This is a genomic window from Pantoea eucalypti (assembly GCF_009646115.1).
GTDB lineage: Bacteria > Pseudomonadota > Gammaproteobacteria > Enterobacterales > Enterobacteriaceae > Pantoea > Pantoea eucalypti.
Genome location: NZ_CP045720.1, coordinates 446,095 through 459,828 on the forward strand (window position 1 = coordinate 446,095; position 13,734 = coordinate 459,828).

At 51.1% G+C, this 13,734-nt stretch carries 22 protein-coding genes; 21 read left to right on the forward strand and 1 reads right to left on the reverse strand.

Annotated features, from left to right (window positions below; genetic code table 11):
* Window positions 1–113 precede the first annotated feature (113 nt).
* From EE896_RS02060 to bfr, 10 genes are all read left to right on the forward strand, one after another.
* Entirely contained in the window at window positions 114–836 is a 723-nt protein-coding gene (locus EE896_RS02060) for a helix-turn-helix transcriptional regulator (protein ID WP_003852919.1), read from the forward strand.
* Window positions 836–1,222 (forward strand): sulfurtransferase complex subunit TusD, encoded by a 387-nt coding sequence (tusD, locus tag EE896_RS02065; protein ID WP_008926259.1) that lies wholly within the window; start codon window positions 836–838, stop codon window positions 1,220–1,222. The genes EE896_RS02060 and tusD overlap by 1 nt, the downstream gene beginning before the upstream one ends.
* A complete protein-coding gene (tusC, locus tag EE896_RS02070) occupies window positions 1,222–1,581 on the forward strand; it encodes a sulfurtransferase complex subunit TusC (protein ID WP_008926258.1) in 360 nt (119 codons plus the stop codon). Before tusD ends, tusC begins: the two co-directional genes overlap by 1 nt.
* Window positions 1,582–1,590: 9 nt before the next feature.
* On the forward strand, window positions 1,591–1,878 hold the full coding sequence (gene tusB / locus EE896_RS02075) for a sulfurtransferase complex subunit TusB (RefSeq protein WP_140916373.1): 288 nt from the start codon (window positions 1,591–1,593) through the stop codon (window positions 1,876–1,878).
* A 124-nt stretch (window positions 1,879–2,002) separates the two neighbouring features.
* The gene (gene rpsL, locus EE896_RS02080; protein WP_003852912.1) at window positions 2,003–2,377 is read left to right on the forward strand and encodes a 30S ribosomal protein S12; all 375 of its coding nucleotides are present in this window, start codon (window positions 2,003–2,005) and stop codon (window positions 2,375–2,377) included.
* Window positions 2,378–2,473: 96 nt separating this feature from the next.
* Window positions 2,474–2,944 carry a 30S ribosomal protein S7 gene (rpsG, locus tag EE896_RS02085; protein WP_003852909.1) on the forward strand — a complete coding sequence of 157 codons (471 nt, stop codon included), beginning with the start codon at window positions 2,474–2,476 and terminating at the stop codon, window positions 2,942–2,944.
* 87 nt (window positions 2,945–3,031) lie between these two features.
* Window positions 3,032–5,146 (forward strand): elongation factor G, encoded by a 2,115-nt coding sequence (gene fusA / locus EE896_RS02090; protein WP_003852908.1) that lies wholly within the window; start codon window positions 3,032–3,034, stop codon window positions 5,144–5,146.
* A gap of 68 nt (window positions 5,147–5,214) precedes the next feature.
* The gene (gene tuf / locus EE896_RS02095) at window positions 5,215–6,399 is read left to right on the forward strand and encodes an elongation factor Tu (RefSeq protein WP_105099977.1); all 1,185 of its coding nucleotides are present in this window, start codon (window positions 5,215–5,217) and stop codon (window positions 6,397–6,399) included.
* A 171-nt stretch (window positions 6,400–6,570) separates the two neighbouring features.
* Window positions 6,571–6,765: a bacterioferritin-associated ferredoxin gene (gene bfd, locus EE896_RS02100; RefSeq protein ID WP_008927140.1), complete on the forward strand. Its 195-nt coding sequence runs from the start codon at window positions 6,571–6,573 to the stop codon at window positions 6,763–6,765.
* Window positions 6,766–6,864: 99 nt separating this feature from the next.
* A complete protein-coding gene (gene bfr / locus EE896_RS02105; RefSeq protein ID WP_008927139.1) occupies window positions 6,865–7,338 on the forward strand; it encodes a bacterioferritin in 474 nt (157 codons plus the stop codon).
* Here the strand turns inward: bfr and EE896_RS02110 are convergent.
* Window positions 7,325–8,098 carry a prepilin peptidase gene (locus EE896_RS02110; protein WP_003850715.1) on the reverse strand — a complete coding sequence of 258 codons (774 nt, stop codon included), beginning with the start codon at window positions 8,096–8,098 and terminating at the stop codon, window positions 7,325–7,327. The genes bfr and EE896_RS02110 overlap by 14 nt on opposite strands.
* A gap of 393 nt (window positions 8,099–8,491) precedes the next feature.
* Between EE896_RS02110 and rpsJ the strand changes: the two genes are divergently transcribed.
* From rpsJ to rpsQ, 11 genes are read left to right on the forward strand one after another with little or no spacing between them, the layout of a single operon-like run.
* Window positions 8,492–8,803, forward strand: a complete 312-nt coding sequence (rpsJ, locus tag EE896_RS02115; RefSeq protein ID WP_001181005.1) for a 30S ribosomal protein S10 — start codon at window positions 8,492–8,494, stop codon at window positions 8,801–8,803.
* A 32-nt stretch (window positions 8,804–8,835) separates the two neighbouring features.
* Window positions 8,836–9,465, forward strand: a complete 630-nt coding sequence (gene rplC / locus EE896_RS02120) for a 50S ribosomal protein L3 (protein ID WP_003850712.1) — start codon at window positions 8,836–8,838, stop codon at window positions 9,463–9,465.
* Window positions 9,466–9,475: 10 nt separating this feature from the next.
* Window positions 9,476–10,081: a 50S ribosomal protein L4 gene (gene rplD / locus EE896_RS02125; protein WP_003850711.1), complete on the forward strand. Its 606-nt coding sequence runs from the start codon at window positions 9,476–9,478 to the stop codon at window positions 10,079–10,081.
* A complete protein-coding gene (rplW, locus tag EE896_RS02130) occupies window positions 10,078–10,380 on the forward strand; it encodes a 50S ribosomal protein L23 (RefSeq protein WP_003850708.1) in 303 nt (100 codons plus the stop codon). Before rplD ends, rplW begins: the two co-directional genes overlap by 4 nt.
* A 17-nt stretch (window positions 10,381–10,397) precedes the next feature.
* Window positions 10,398–11,219, forward strand: coding sequence for a 50S ribosomal protein L2 (gene rplB, locus EE896_RS02135; RefSeq protein WP_008927137.1), 822 nt, complete (start codon window positions 10,398–10,400; stop codon window positions 11,217–11,219).
* A 16-nt stretch (window positions 11,220–11,235) separates the two neighbouring features.
* On the forward strand, window positions 11,236–11,514 hold the full coding sequence (gene rpsS, locus EE896_RS02140; RefSeq protein WP_001138115.1) for a 30S ribosomal protein S19: 279 nt from the start codon (window positions 11,236–11,238) through the stop codon (window positions 11,512–11,514).
* Between the two features lie 13 nt (window positions 11,515–11,527).
* Window positions 11,528–11,860 carry a 50S ribosomal protein L22 gene (gene rplV / locus EE896_RS02145; RefSeq protein ID WP_008927136.1) on the forward strand — a complete coding sequence of 111 codons (333 nt, stop codon included), beginning with the start codon at window positions 11,528–11,530 and terminating at the stop codon, window positions 11,858–11,860.
* Between the two features lie 17 nt (window positions 11,861–11,877).
* Window positions 11,878–12,576, forward strand: coding sequence for a 30S ribosomal protein S3 (rpsC, locus tag EE896_RS02150; protein ID WP_008927135.1), 699 nt, complete (start codon window positions 11,878–11,880; stop codon window positions 12,574–12,576).
* A gap of 12 nt (window positions 12,577–12,588) precedes the next feature.
* A complete protein-coding gene (gene rplP, locus EE896_RS02155) occupies window positions 12,589–12,999 on the forward strand; it encodes a 50S ribosomal protein L16 (RefSeq protein ID WP_008927134.1) in 411 nt (136 codons plus the stop codon).
* Entirely contained in the window at window positions 12,999–13,190 is a 192-nt protein-coding gene (gene rpmC, locus EE896_RS02160) for a 50S ribosomal protein L29 (protein WP_003850146.1), read from the forward strand. Before rplP ends, rpmC begins: the two co-directional genes overlap by 1 nt.
* A complete protein-coding gene (gene rpsQ / locus EE896_RS02165) occupies window positions 13,190–13,444 on the forward strand; it encodes a 30S ribosomal protein S17 (protein ID WP_003850147.1) in 255 nt (84 codons plus the stop codon). The genes rpmC and rpsQ overlap by 1 nt, the downstream gene beginning before the upstream one ends.
* Window positions 13,445–13,734: the final 290 nt, after the last annotated feature.

Genomic DNA, 13,734 nt, shown 5'->3' on the forward strand with positions numbered 1-13,734 from the left:
TCTGGCATAAGCCGACGACATTTGCCAGACTAATGCCTGCCTAATTATCCCAATATTGAGTCTGCCCATAAGCCGCTGTGACAGGCTCCAGCCATTCAGGGTGATACTCTTCAATGTCTAATCCATTCAATCCGGGTGAACTGAGCGACTTCGATCTTCTGGAGCAGCGCCCGTTCGAACAATCCGATTACGATATTCTGAAATCGTACGAGGCTGTCGTGGATGGCCTGGCGATGCTGATCGGCTCGCATTGTGAAATTGTCCTGCATTCGCTTGAAGATCTTAAGTGTTCGGCCGTACGTATCGCCAATGGAGAACACACCGGTCGTAAAGTCGGTTCGCCTATCACTGATTTAGCCCTGCGTATGCTGCACGACATGCATGGCGCGGACAGCAATGTCTCCCGTGCCTATTTTACGCGCGCCAAAAGCGGCGTGCTGATGAAGTCTGTCACCATTGCGATTCGCAACCGTCAGCAACGGGTCATTGGCCTGCTCTGCATCAACATGAACCTTGATGTGCCGTTTTCACAAATCATGTCGACCTTTATGCCACCCGAGATGCAGCAGGTTGACTCCAATGTCAACTTCGCCAGTTCGGTTGATGATCTGGTGATGCAGACGCTGGAGTTCACCATTGAAGAGGTGAGTGCTGACCGCAATGTATCGAACAACGCCAAGAATCGTCAGATTGTGCTGAACCTGTATGAGAAGGGGATCTTCGACATCAAAGATGCCATCAACCAGGTTGCGGATCGGCTGAACATTTCGAAACACACTGTCTATCTCTACATCCGTCAGTTTAAAAATGGCGACTTTGTGGGACAGGATCGGTAATGCGCTACACCCTGATGGTGACCGGCCCGGCTTATGGGACGCAACAGGCGACCAGTGCATACCTGTTCGCCCGTGCACTGCTGACGGCGGGCCATCAACTCGACAGCGTGTTCTTCTATCGCGAAGGGGTGCTGAATGCTAACCAGCTCACCGCGCCTGCCAGTGATGAATTTGACCTTGTACGTGCGTGGCAGGCCTTGCATCAGGAGCACGGTGTGGCATTGAACATCTGTGTCGCGGCCGCGCTGCGTCGCGGCGTCAGCGATTCGCAGGAAGCGGACCGGCTCCAGCTGGCGGGCAGTAACCTGCAGCCGGGTTTTACCCTGAGTGGGTTGGGTGCGCTGGCGGAAGCCGCGCTGAGCTGTGAACGCATGGTGCAGTTCTGATGAATCGTGTCGCATTTGTTTTTACCCGTGCGCCGCACGGCAGCAGTGCAGGGCGCGAAGGGCTGGATGCCGCGCTGGCCACGGGCGCGCTCAGTGACGATATCGGCCTGTTTTTTATTGGTGATGGCGTATTGCAGCTTAATCTTCATCAGCAACCAGAGACGATTAAGAGCCGTCACTATGCCGCGACCTTTGGCGTGCTGCCGCTGTATGACATTGAACAGTGCTATCTCTGCCAGGACTCCCTGATTGCGCGGGGGTTAAAGGTTGACGCTGACCGGTTGCTGGATGTTACCCTGCTGGACGCGCCGGCACTGCGGCAGATGCTGGCCAGCTACGATCGCATTCTTACTTTCTAAGAGACGTTAATGCTGCACACTTTAATGCATTCACCGGCCTACAGTGATCTTGATACTCTGCTTTTAATGGCGGGCGCCGGGGATGACCTGCTGCTGTTGCAGGATGGAGTGCTGGCCGCCTTAACCGGAAGCCGTGCATTAATGCGGCTCTCAGAGAGCGACCTGAAGCTGTGGGTGCTGGACGAAGATGTTCAGGCTCGCGGTCTCGCTGGACAAATTTCGAGCAGCGTACAGTCAATAGACTATAATGGCTTTGTCACGCTAACGATCAGGCATCAGCAACAAATCGTGTGGTAATCGGCTAAAACCTGGTTATTTCTTGACACCCCTTTGACTCAGCCCTAAAATTCTGCCTCCTCGTAATTCTACGAGGCGATTTATTACGTGTTTACGAAGCAAAAGCAAATCCAGGAGCTATTTAATGGCAACAGTTAACCAGCTGGTTCGCAAACCACGCGTCCGCAAAGTTGCAAAGAGCAACGTGCCGGCGCTGGAAGCTTGCCCGCAAAAACGTGGCGTTTGTACTCGTGTGTACACCACCACTCCTAAGAAACCAAACTCCGCACTGCGTAAAGTCTGCCGTGTGCGTTTGACCAACGGTTTTGAAGTTACCTCCTACATTGGTGGTGAAGGTCATAACCTGCAGGAACACTCCGTGATCCTGATCCGTGGCGGTCGTGTAAAAGACCTGCCAGGTGTGCGTTACCACACCGTTCGTGGCGCGCTTGACTGCTCAGGTGTTAAAGACCGTAAGCAGGCTCGCTCCAAGTACGGCGTGAAGAAGCCAAAGGCTTAATGGTTCTCCGTTAAGTAAGGCCAAACGTTTTAAATTAAATGTCATAATAAACTCATAGAGTTTTGGACAATCCTGAATTAACAACGGAGTATTTCCATGCCACGTCGTCGCGTCATTGGTCAGCGTAAAATTCTGCCAGATCCTAAGTTCGGATCAGAGCTGCTGGCCAAATTTGTAAATATCCTGATGGTAGATGGTAAAAAATCTACTGCAGAATCAATCGTTTATACCGCGCTCGAGACCCTGGCTCAGCGTTCAGGTAAAAACGCACTGGAATCTTTTGAAGTAGCCCTGGAAAACGTGCGTCCGACTGTCGAAGTTAAGTCACGTCGCGTTGGTGGTTCTACTTATCAGGTACCAGTTGAAGTCCGCCCGGTTCGTCGTAATGCTCTGGCAATGCGCTGGATCGTAGATGCTGCTCGTAAACGCGGTGATAAATCAATGGCTCTTCGCCTGGCGAACGAACTTTCTGATGCTGCAGAGAACAAAGGTACTGCAGTGAAGAAACGTGAAGACGTTCACCGCATGGCAGAAGCCAACAAGGCGTTCGCACACTACCGTTGGTAATTACCACGTAGTTAAACCAGCGGGCGCTCAATCAGCCAACCCGCTGGGGTCGACTTACCTTGAACGCCCGAGAATCAGAGGAATCAAATGGCTCGTAAAACACCCATTGCCCGCTACCGTAACATCGGTATCAGTGCGCACATCGACGCCGGTAAGACTACCACTACCGAACGCGTTCTGTTCTACACCGGTGTAAACCACAAAATCGGTGAAGTACATGACGGCGCAGCAACCATGGACTGGATGGAGCAGGAACAGGAACGTGGTATTACCATCACTTCCGCTGCGACCACCTGTTACTGGTCTGGTATGGCAAAGCAGTTCGAACCACACCACATCAACATCATCGACACCCCAGGACACGTTGACTTCACCATCGAAGTTGAACGTTCTATGCGTGTGCTTGATGGCGCGGTAATGGTTTACTGTGCAGTTGGTGGCGTTCAGCCACAGTCTGAGACCGTATGGCGTCAGGCTAACAAATATAAAGTTCCACGCATTGCGTTCGTTAACAAAATGGACCGCATGGGTGCTAACTTCCTGAAAGTTGTTAAACAGATGGAAGTTCGTCTGGGCGCGACTCCAGTTCCTCTGCAGCTGGCTATCGGCGCAGAAGAGAAATTCACCGGTGTTGTTGACCTGGTGAAAATGAAAGCAATCAACTGGAACGACGCAGATCAGGGTGTAACCTTCGACTACGAAGATATCCCAGCTGATATGCAGGAACTGGCTGAAGAATGGCATGCGAAGCTGGTTGAAGCCGCTGCTGAAGGCTCTGATGAGCTGATGGAGAAATTCTTCGGTGGTGAAGAACTGACTGAAGAAGAGATCAAAACATCTCTGCGTAAGCGTGTTCTGAACAACGAAATCATCCTGGTAACCTGTGGTTCTGCATTTAAGAACAAAGGTGTTCAGGCGATGCTGGATGCAGTTGTTGAATATCTGCCAGCACCGACTGACGTTACCGCGATTAACGGTATGCTGGACGACGGTAAAGACACGCCGGCTGTTCGTCACTCTGATGACAACGAGCCGTTTGCTGCACTGGCGTTCAAAATCGCTACCGACCCATTCGTGGGTAACCTGACGTTCTTCCGCGTTTACTCTGGTGTTGTTAACACGGGTGATACCGTATTCAACCCGGTTAAATCAAACCGTGAGCGTCTGGGCCGTATCGTTCAGATGCACGCTAACAAGCGTGAAGAGATTAAAGAAGTTCGTGCGGGTGATATCGCAGCTGCGATCGGCCTGAAAGATGTGACCACTGGTGACACCCTGTGTGACCCAGATAACGTCATCATCCTTGAGCGCATGGAGTTCCCGGAGCCGGTAATCTCTATCGCCGTTGAACCGAAAACCAAAGCTGACCAGGAAAAAATGGGTCTGGCTCTGGGCCGTCTGGCGAAAGAAGACCCATCATTCCGCGTATGGACTGATGAAGAATCTAACCAGACCATCATCGCTGGTATGGGTGAATTGCACCTCGACATCATCGTTGACCGTATGAAGCGTGAGTTCAACGTTGAAGCGAACGTGGGTAAACCACAGGTTGCTTATCGTGAAGCGATTCGTAACAAAGTTACCGATGTTGAAGGTAAACACGCCAAGCAGTCTGGTGGTCGTGGTCAGTACGGTCATGTTGTTATCGACATGTACCCACTGGAGCCAGGTTCTAACCCGAAAGGTTACGAATTCGTCAACGATATCAAAGGTGGTGTGATTCCTGGTGAATACATCCCTGCGGTTGACAAAGGTATTCAGGAACAGCTGAAATCAGGCCCTCTGGCCGGCTATCCGGTTGTGGATCTGGGCGTGCGTCTGCACTTCGGTTCTTACCACGATGTTGACTCCTCAGAACTGGCGTTCAAACTGGCCGCGTCTATTGCCTTCAAACAAGGCTTTAAACAAGCGACACCAGTCCTGCTTGAGCCTATCATGAAGGTTGAAGTTGAAACGCCAGAAGAGAACACGGGTGATGTCATCGGTGACCTTAGCCGTCGTCGTGGTATGCTTAAAGGGCAGGAATCTAACGCTACTGGCGTTCAGATTCACGCTGAAGTTCCGTTGTCTGAGATGTTCGGATACGCAACTCAGCTGCGTTCTCTGACCAAAGGTCGTGCTTCTTACTCCATGGAGTTCCTGAAGTATGACGATGCGCCGAACAACGTAGCGCAGGCCGTTATTGAAGCTCGTAGCAAATAAGCTACGGTTTAAATTTGAACTGATGCCTTCACCTAAAGGGTGAAGGCACAACGTAAGGAATTATCGCCATGGCGAAAGAGCAATTTCAGCGTAACAAACTGCACGTAAACGTGGGCACCATCGGTCACGTCGACCACGGTAAAACCACCCTGACTGCAGCTATCACCACCGTACTGTCTAAAACTTACGGCGGCCAGGCTCGTGCATTCGATCAGATCGATAACGCACCAGAAGAGAAAGCACGTGGTATCACCATCAACACTTCACACGTTGAGTATGAAACCCCAACCCGCCACTATGCGCACGTTGACTGCCCAGGCCACGCCGACTATGTGAAAAACATGATCACCGGTGCTGCGCAGATGGACGGCGCGATCCTGGTTGTTGCTGCGACTGATGGCCCAATGCCACAGACCCGTGAGCACATCCTGCTGGGTCGTCAGGTTGGCGTTCCTTACATCATCGTGTTCCTGAACAAGTGTGACATGGTTGATGATGAAGAGCTGCTGGAACTGGTAGAAATGGAAGTTCGTGACCTGCTGTCAGCATATGACTTCCCAGGCGACGACACTCCAATCGTTCGTGGTTCTGCTCTGAAAGCGCTGGAAGGCGAAGCTGAGTGGGAAGCGAAAATCATCGAACTGGCTGAGCATCTGGATAACTACATCCCAGAACCACAGCGTGCGATCGACATGCCGTTCCTGCTGCCAATCGAAGACGTATTCTCAATCTCTGGCCGTGGTACTGTTGTTACCGGTCGTGTTGAGCGCGGCATCGTTAAAGTCGGCGACGAAGTTGAAATCGTTGGTATCAAAGATACTGCGAAATCAACCTGTACCGGTGTTGAGATGTTCCGTAAGCTGCTGGACCAGGGTCAGGCAGGCGAAAACTGTGGTGTTCTGCTGCGCGGTATCAAGCGTGAAGACATCCAGCGTGGCCAGGTTCTGGCTAAGCCAGGCTCAATCAAGCCACACACCCAGTTCGAGTCAGAAGTTTACGTTCTGTCTAAAGACGAAGGTGGTCGCCATACTCCGTTCTTCAAAGGCTATCGTCCACAGTTCTACTTCCGTACAACTGACGTAACCGGCTCAGTAGAGCTGCCAGAAGGCGTTGAAATGGTCATGCCAGGCGACAACATCAAAATGGTTGTTACCCTGATCCACCCAATCGCAATGGACGAAGGTCTGCGCTTCGCAATCCGCGAAGGCGGCCGTACCGTTGGCGCGGGTGTTGTTGCTAAAGTTATCGCTTAATTGTGATATCTGCTGTAGTCGTGCAAACGGCCACTGCAACACAGATAAAAGAGCACTTCGGTGCTCTTTTTTTTTGCTCTGAATAAGCCATAACCCTGCAAAGGGTGGGTTTGAAATAAAAACTATTCGCATTTACACTGTGTATAGAAAATGTACCAGAGTGATGAATCAATGTACGTCTGCCTTTGTAATGCCATCAGTGATAAAACCCTTCGTGAAGTCGTGCGTCGCTATCAGCCTGAGTCTATCCAGCAACTGCGTCAGTTTGTGCCAGTAGGCAAACAATGCGGCAAATGCGTTCGTGCTGCGCGTGAAATCCTGGATGAAGAGATGCAAAATCCGCCACTCTATAAAGAGATAGCCTGACGAACATCGGTGTGTGAATACCCACAATATCTTTCACGCTTTTTTGACTTCTTTTTAACCGCATCTACGCTCTAATAAATCAGACGCGGAGGGTTAACAATGAAGGGTGATATCAAAGTTATTAGTCATCTCAATAAACTGCTTGGAAATGAACTGGTTGCTATCAACCAGTACTTTCTGCATGCACGCATGTTTAAAAACTGGGGACTGATGCGCCTCAATGATGTGGAGTATCACGAATCAATCGATGAGATGAAGCATGCTGACAAATATATTGAGCGCATTCTTTTTCTTGAAGGCATTCCAAATCTTCAGGATCTGGGACGTCTGCGTATTGGAGAAGACGTTGAGGAGATGCTGAGTTCAGACCTGAATCTGGAGCTGGAAGGCGCTAAAGATCTTCGTGAAGCGATCTCCTATGCTGATAAAGTTCATGATTACGTCAGCCGTGACATGATGATTGAAATCCTGGCGGATGAAGAACACCACATCGACTGGATTGAGACGGAGCTTGAGCTCATCCAGAGGATGGGCATCCAGAACTATTTGCAGGCTCAAATCAAAGAAGAGTGAACCGCGCCTGAAGTACAAGCATCACCCAGCCCGCAATGGCCAGGAACGGCCCAAAGGGTAGCGGGCTGTCCATCTGGACTACGCCCCGTCGTTGCAACATCACGATGGTCGCTAACGCCAGAACTGTAGCACCCAGCGCAATCCAGGGTAATGCCTGCCAGCCACAGCAGGCACCTAGCGCTGCAAAAAGCTTGATATCGCCATAGCCTAATCCTTCAAACCCCCTTACCAGCCGATAGCCCCAGGCAAGCAGCCACAACGCACAGTATCCAGTCAGGGCGCCCCATATCGCCGCTGTTTCATTTCCGGTTAGTGAGGCGTGCAGTAATCCCAGCCAGAGCAGCAGATAGCTCAGCGGGTCGGGTATACAGTAGTGGCGACAATCAATAGCCGCCACCAGTAGCAACAGGCCAGAGGCCGCAATAATAAAAATCGCGTCTGCAGAATGGGTAAAGCTTTGTAGCACCAGCAGACAGAGCATTGCAGTCAGACATTCCATGACAAAGCTCGATTCGCTGAATAGCTGATTGCAGAAACGACACCGTCCTTTTAAGACTGGCCAGCTGACCAGAGGCAGTTTATCGCGCCATAGCAGGCGCTGCTGACAATGGGTGCACCGTGACCCGGGGAAGCAGAGTGAGGCAAACCACTGGTCAGGAGGGAGGGCAGGAGAGAAGCGCGCACAGGCCAGAGACAGAAAGCTTCCTAATGCACCTCCGCCAGCCAGAACAGCGATTTGAGTAATAAAGGGCAGGGACATGGTTATGCTCCAGGTAAAAGGTGACGAACACTCTCACCGGCTTGCTGTTCTGTGTCATCTGCGAATGAGGAACCCCGGAAATGTGCTCACAATTGAATCCATGATTTATCAGCCTTAAAGCAGTTCACTGCGACGCGCGCCTCACACGTCGGCCACTATTTAGCAGGGAAAAGCGCAACACGGGTTGCTTCCTGAACAGATTTACGTATAATGCGCGGGCCTGCAGATATTGCAGGCGCGATTCGAGCAGAATCGCAGACGGCTGAATTTTAGGCCGCCTGACAATACTCCCAATTGTGGAGTTATATGCTGAACGATTACACTCTCCCATCAATCGTAATGGGCTCGAGTAGTAATTTTTTTCGTCTATAAAAAGTTTGGAGCTCTGGTCTCATGCAGAACCAAAGAATCCGTATCCGTCTTAAAGCGTTTGATCATCGTCTGATCGATCAATCAACCGCGGAAATCGTTGAGACCGCCAAGCGCACTGGTGCGCAGGTTCGTGGTCCAATCCCGCTGCCAACCCGCAAAGAGCGTTTTACTGTTCTGATCTCTCCGCACGTTAACAAAGATGCGCGTGATCAGTACGAAATCCGCACTCACAAGCGTCTGGTAGACATCGTTGAGCCAACTGAAAAAACCGTTGATGCTCTGATGCGTCTGGATCTGGCTGCCGGTGTTGACGTGCAGATCAGCCTGGGTTAATCAGGTCATCGAGCGATTGAGAGGTTGAAACAATGATTGGTTTAGTCGGTAAAAAAGTGGGCATGACCCGCATCTTCACTGAAGATGGCGTTTCTATCCCCGTCACCGTAATCGAAGTTGAAGCGAACCGCGTTACTCAGGTCAAAGGCCTGGAAAACGATGGTTACCAGGCAATTCAGGTTACCACCGGTGCTAAAAAAGCAAACCGTGTGACCAAACCTGAAGCTGGTCATTTTGCTAAAGCTGGCGTTGAAGCTGGCCGTGGCCTGTGGGAATTCCGCACCGCTGAAGGTGAAGAATACTCTGTAGGTCAGAGCATCAGCGTTGAAATTTTCGCTGAAGTTAAAAAAGTTGACGTAACCGGTACCTCAAAAGGTAAAGGTTTCGCCGGTACCGTTAAGCGCTGGAACTTCCGTACCCAGGACGCTACTCACGGTAACTCCTTGTCTCACCGCGTTCCGGGTTCAATCGGTCAGAACCAGACTCCGGGCAAAGTGTTCAAAGGCAAGAAAATGGCAGGTCAGCTGGGTAATGAGCGCGTAACCGTTCAGAGTCTGGACGTGGTACGTGTTGACGCTGAGCGCAACCTGCTGCTGGTTAAAGGTGCAGTTCCCGGTGCTACCGGTAGCGACCTGATCGTTAAACCAGCTGTGAAGGCGTAAGGGGATAGCAATGGAATTAGTATTGAAAGACGCGCAGAGCGCGCTGACTGTTTCCGAAACTACCTTCGGTCGTGATTTCAACGAAGCGCTGGTTCACCAGGTTGTTGTTGCTTACGCATCTGGCGCCCGCCAGGGTACTCGTGCGCAGAAAACTCGCGCCGAAGTAACTGGTTCAGGCAAAAAGCCATGGCGTCAAAAAGGCACCGGCCGTGCGCGTGCAGGTTCTGTAAAGAGCCCAATCTGGCGTTCAGGTGGTGTGACCTTTGCTGCGAAGCCACAGGACCACAGTCAAAAAGTTAACAAAAAGATGTACCGCGGCGCGCTGAAAAGCATCCTGTCCGAACTGGTACGTCAAGATCGTCTGATCGTTGTCGAATCATTTGCTGTAGAAGCACCGAAAACCAAGCTGCTGGTACAGAAACTGAAAGACATGGCTCTGGAAGACGTGCTGATCATCACCGGTGAACTGGATGAGAATCTGTTCCTGGCTGCGCGTAACCTGTACAAGGTTGACGTGCGTGATGCATCCGGTATCGACCCAGTTAGCCTGATCGCCTTCGACAAAGTCGTTATGACTGCTGATGCAGTTAAGCAAGTTGAGGAGATGCTGGCATGATCCGTGAAGAACGTCTGCTGAAAGTACTGCGCGCGCCGCACGTATCTGAAAAAGCATCTAGCGCGATGGAAAAAACCAATACCATCGTTCTCAAAGTTGCTAATGACGCGACCAAAGCAGAGATCGTTGCTGCTGTTGAGAAACTGTTCGAAGTAGAAGTTAAAGACGTAAACACCCTGGTAGTTAAGGGCAAAGTTAAGCGTCAAGGACAGCGTATCGGTCGTCGTAGCGACTGGAAAAAAGCTTACGTCACCCTGAAAGAAGGCCAGAATCTGGACTTCGCTGGCGGCGCTGAGTAAGTCGGAGGAGAAAGACAATGGCAGTTGTTAAATGTAAACCGACATCTCCGGGTCGTCGCCATGTAGTTAAAGTGGTAAACGCGGAGCTGCACAAGGGCAAACCATTCGCCCCGCTGGTAGAAAAAAACAGCAAATCCGGTGGCCGTAACAACAATGGTCGTATCACTACCCGTCATATCGGTGGTGGTCACAAGCAGGCTTACCGTATTGTTGACTTCAAACGCAACAAAGATGGTATCCCGGCAGTTGTTGAACGTCTTGAGTACGATCCGAACCGCTCTGCGAACATCGCACTGGTTCTGTACAAAGACGGCGAGCGCCGTTACATCCTGGCCCCTAAAGGCCTGAAAGCCGGCGACCAGATTCAATCTGGCGTTGATGCTGCGATCAAAGCAGGTAACACTCTGCCGATGCGTAACATCCCGGTGGGTTCAACCGTGCATAACGTAGAAATGAAACCAGGCAAAGGCGGTCAGATTGCTCGCTCAGCTGGTGCTTACGTGCAGATCGTTGCTCGTGAAGGTTCTTACGTTACCCTGCGTCTGCGTTCAGGTGAAATGCGTAAAGTCGAGTCTGACTGCCGCGCAACACTGGGCGAAGTCGGCAACGCTGAGCACATGCTTCGCGTTCTGGGTAAAGCCGGTGCAGCCCGTTGGCGTGGTGTTCGTCCGACCGTTCGTGGTACCGCGATGAACCCAGTTGATCACCCGCACGGTGGTGGTGAAGGTCGTAACTTTGGTAAGCACCCGGTAACTCCGTGGGGCGTTCAGACCAAAGGTAAGAAGACCCGTAGCAACAAGCGTACCGATAAGTTTATCGTACGTCGCCGTAGCAAATAATATTAGAGGATAAGCCATGCCACGTTCTCTCAAGAAAGGTCCTTTTATTGACCTGCACTTGCTGAAGAAGGTAGAGAAAGCGGTGGAAAGCGGTGACAAGAAGCCTTTGCGCACTTGGTCCCGTCGTTCAACGATCTTTCCTAACATGATCGGTTTGACCATCGCTGTCCATAATGGTCGTCAGCACGTTCCTGTCTTTGTTTCCGACGAAATGGTTGGTCACAAACTGGGTGAATTCGCGCCGACACGTACTTATCGCGGTCACGCGGCTGATAAAAAAGCCAAGAAGAAATAAGTAGGAGGAAGAGATGGAAACTTTAGCTCAACATCGCCACGCTCGTTCTTCTGCTCAGAAGGTTCGCCTTGTTGCTGACCTGATTCGCGGTAAGAAAGTGTCGCAGGCACTGGACATTTTGACCTACACCAATAAGAAAGCGGCTGTACTGGTCAAAAAAGTTCTGGAATCTGCCATTGCTAACGCCGAACACAACGATGGCGCTGATATCGACGATCTGAAAATCACGAAAATTTTCGTTGATGAAGGTCCGACCATGAAACGCATTATGCCGCGTGCCAAAGGTCGTGCAGATCGCATCCTGAAGCGCACCAGCCACATTACTGTGGTTGTGTCCGATCGCTGAGACTCTGGAGACTAGCAATGGGTCAGAAAGTACATCCTAATGGTATTCGCCTGGGTATTGTAAAACCATGGAACTCTACCTGGTTTGCGAACACCAATGAATTCGCTGACAACCTGGACAGCGATTTTAAAGTACGTCAGTTCCTGACTAAGGAACTGGCTAAAGCATCTGTCTCTCGTATCGTTATCGAGCGTCCTGCGAAGAGCATCCGTGTGACTATTCACACCGCTCGTCCGGGCATCGTCATCGGTAAGAAAGGCGAAGATGTAGAAAAACTGCGCACGGTCGTCGCGAAAATCGCTGGCGTTCCTGCACAGATTAATATCGCCGAAGTCCGCAAGCCGGAACTGGACGCGAAACTGGTAGCTGACAGCATCACTTCACAGCTGGAGCGTCGTGTGATGTTCCGTCGTGCTATGAAGCGTGCGGTTCAGAACGCCATGCGTCTTGGCGCGAAGGGTATTAAAGTCGAAGTTAGCGGCCGTCTGGGTGGCGCCGAGATCGCACGTACCGAATGGTATCGTGAAGGTCGCGTGCCATTGCACACACTGCGTGCTGACATTGACTACAACACCTCTGAAGCGCACACCACTTATGGTGTAATCGGCGTTAAGGTATGGATCTTCAAAGGTGAGATCCTGGGTGGTATGGCTGCTGTTGAACAACCGGAACCGGCTGCTCAACCTAAAAAGCAGCAGCGTAAAGGCCGTAAGTAAGGAGAGTCGCTGATGTTACAACCAAAGCGTACGAAATTCCGTAAGGTGCACAAAGGCCGTAACCGCGGTCTGGCTGCGGGTACGGATGTCAGCTTCGGTACTTTCGGTCTGAAAGCTGTTGGCCGTGGTCGTCTGACTGCTCGTCAGATCGAAGCAGCACGTCGTGCTATGACCCGTGCAGTTAAGCGTCAAGGTAAGATCTGGATCCGAGTATTCCCGGACAAACCGATCACCGAGAAGCCGCTGGAAGTGCGTATGGGTAAAGGTAAGGGTAACGTAGAGTATTGGGTTGCCCTGATCCAGCCTGGTAAAGTCCTGTATGAAATGGACGGCGTACCAGAAGAGCTGGCCCGTGAAGCATTCAAGCTGGCAGCAGCAAAACTGCCTATCAAAACCACCTTTGTAACTAAGACGGTGATGTAATGAAAGCAACAGAGCTGCGTGAAAAAAGCGTTGAAGAGCTGAACACTGAGCTGCTTAATCTGCTGCGTGAGCAATTTAACCTGCGCATGCAGGCAGCATCTGGCCAACTGCAGCAGACCCATCTGCTGAAACAGGTGCGCCGTGATGTTGCACGCGTTAAGACTTTACTGACTGAGAAGGCGGGTTCGTAATGACCGATAAAATCCGTACTCTGCAGGGTCGTGTAGTAAGTGACAAAATGCAGAAATCTGCAGTTGTTGCTATCGAACGTTTTGTGAAACACCCGATCTACGGCAAATTCATCAAACGTACGACTAAGCTGCACATCCATGACGAGAACAATGAATGTGGAATTGGTGACGTGGTAGAAATCCGCGAATGCCGTCCACTGTCCAAGACTAAATCCTGGACCCTGGTTCGCGTAATCGAGAAAGCGGTTCTGTAATAAGAATTGTTTTTTCTGAGAAACCCTCTGCTTCGGCAGGGGGTTTTTTTTTGCCTGGTATCTGGCCTGTTCCATTCATGCCAGTGGTTGTACAAGTCTGAGAGCGTTCACAAATTTAACGGGGAGCCCGTGGGTCCTGCGGTTCATCAGTCAATGCGACCTGAAAATGCCACACGGGAGCGAGCGGTTTATCATCGCCAGGGAAGTGATGAGTCTTGAAAATGGAGAGTCATGATTGATTGTGTCGGCTACCGTTGAACGTTTTCACCGTTCACCGCACTACCTGTCAC

Bases quoted from the DNA above. Each gene is read 5' to 3' on its own strand.
- EE896_RS02060 (WP_003852919.1), top strand. From the start codon at position 114: ATGTCTAATCCATTCAATCCGGGTGAACTGAGCGACTTCGATCTTCTG.
- tusD (WP_008926259.1), top strand. From the start codon at position 836: ATGCGCTACACCCTGATGGTGACCGGCCCGGCTTATGGGACGCAACAG.
- tusC (WP_008926258.1), top strand. From the start codon at position 1,222: ATGAATCGTGTCGCATTTGTTTTTACCCGTGCGCCGCACGGCAGCAGT.
- tusB (WP_140916373.1), top strand. From the start codon at position 1,591: ATGCTGCACACTTTAATGCATTCACCGGCCTACAGTGATCTTGATACT.
- rpsL (WP_003852912.1), top strand. From the start codon at position 2,003: ATGGCAACAGTTAACCAGCTGGTTCGCAAACCACGCGTCCGCAAAGTT.
- rpsG (WP_003852909.1), top strand. From the start codon at position 2,474: ATGCCACGTCGTCGCGTCATTGGTCAGCGTAAAATTCTGCCAGATCCT.
- fusA (WP_003852908.1), top strand. From the start codon at position 3,032: ATGGCTCGTAAAACACCCATTGCCCGCTACCGTAACATCGGTATCAGT.
- tuf (WP_105099977.1), top strand. From the start codon at position 5,215: ATGGCGAAAGAGCAATTTCAGCGTAACAAACTGCACGTAAACGTGGGC.
- bfd (WP_008927140.1), top strand. From the start codon at position 6,571: ATGTACGTCTGCCTTTGTAATGCCATCAGTGATAAAACCCTTCGTGAA.
- bfr (WP_008927139.1), top strand. From the start codon at position 6,865: ATGAAGGGTGATATCAAAGTTATTAGTCATCTCAATAAACTGCTTGGA.
- EE896_RS02110 (WP_003850715.1), bottom strand. From the start codon at position 8,098: ATGTCCCTGCCCTTTATTACTCAAATCGCTGTTCTGGCTGGCGGAGGT.
- rpsJ (WP_001181005.1), top strand. From the start codon at position 8,492: ATGCAGAACCAAAGAATCCGTATCCGTCTTAAAGCGTTTGATCATCGT.
- rplC (WP_003850712.1), top strand. From the start codon at position 8,836: ATGATTGGTTTAGTCGGTAAAAAAGTGGGCATGACCCGCATCTTCACT.
- rplD (WP_003850711.1), top strand. From the start codon at position 9,476: ATGGAATTAGTATTGAAAGACGCGCAGAGCGCGCTGACTGTTTCCGAA.
- rplW (WP_003850708.1), top strand. From the start codon at position 10,078: ATGATCCGTGAAGAACGTCTGCTGAAAGTACTGCGCGCGCCGCACGTA.
- rplB (WP_008927137.1), top strand. From the start codon at position 10,398: ATGGCAGTTGTTAAATGTAAACCGACATCTCCGGGTCGTCGCCATGTA.
- rpsS (WP_001138115.1), top strand. From the start codon at position 11,236: ATGCCACGTTCTCTCAAGAAAGGTCCTTTTATTGACCTGCACTTGCTG.
- rplV (WP_008927136.1), top strand. From the start codon at position 11,528: ATGGAAACTTTAGCTCAACATCGCCACGCTCGTTCTTCTGCTCAGAAG.
- rpsC (WP_008927135.1), top strand. From the start codon at position 11,878: ATGGGTCAGAAAGTACATCCTAATGGTATTCGCCTGGGTATTGTAAAA.
- rplP (WP_008927134.1), top strand. From the start codon at position 12,589: ATGTTACAACCAAAGCGTACGAAATTCCGTAAGGTGCACAAAGGCCGT.
- rpmC (WP_003850146.1), top strand. From the start codon at position 12,999: ATGAAAGCAACAGAGCTGCGTGAAAAAAGCGTTGAAGAGCTGAACACT.
- rpsQ (WP_003850147.1), top strand. From the start codon at position 13,190: ATGACCGATAAAATCCGTACTCTGCAGGGTCGTGTAGTAAGTGACAAA.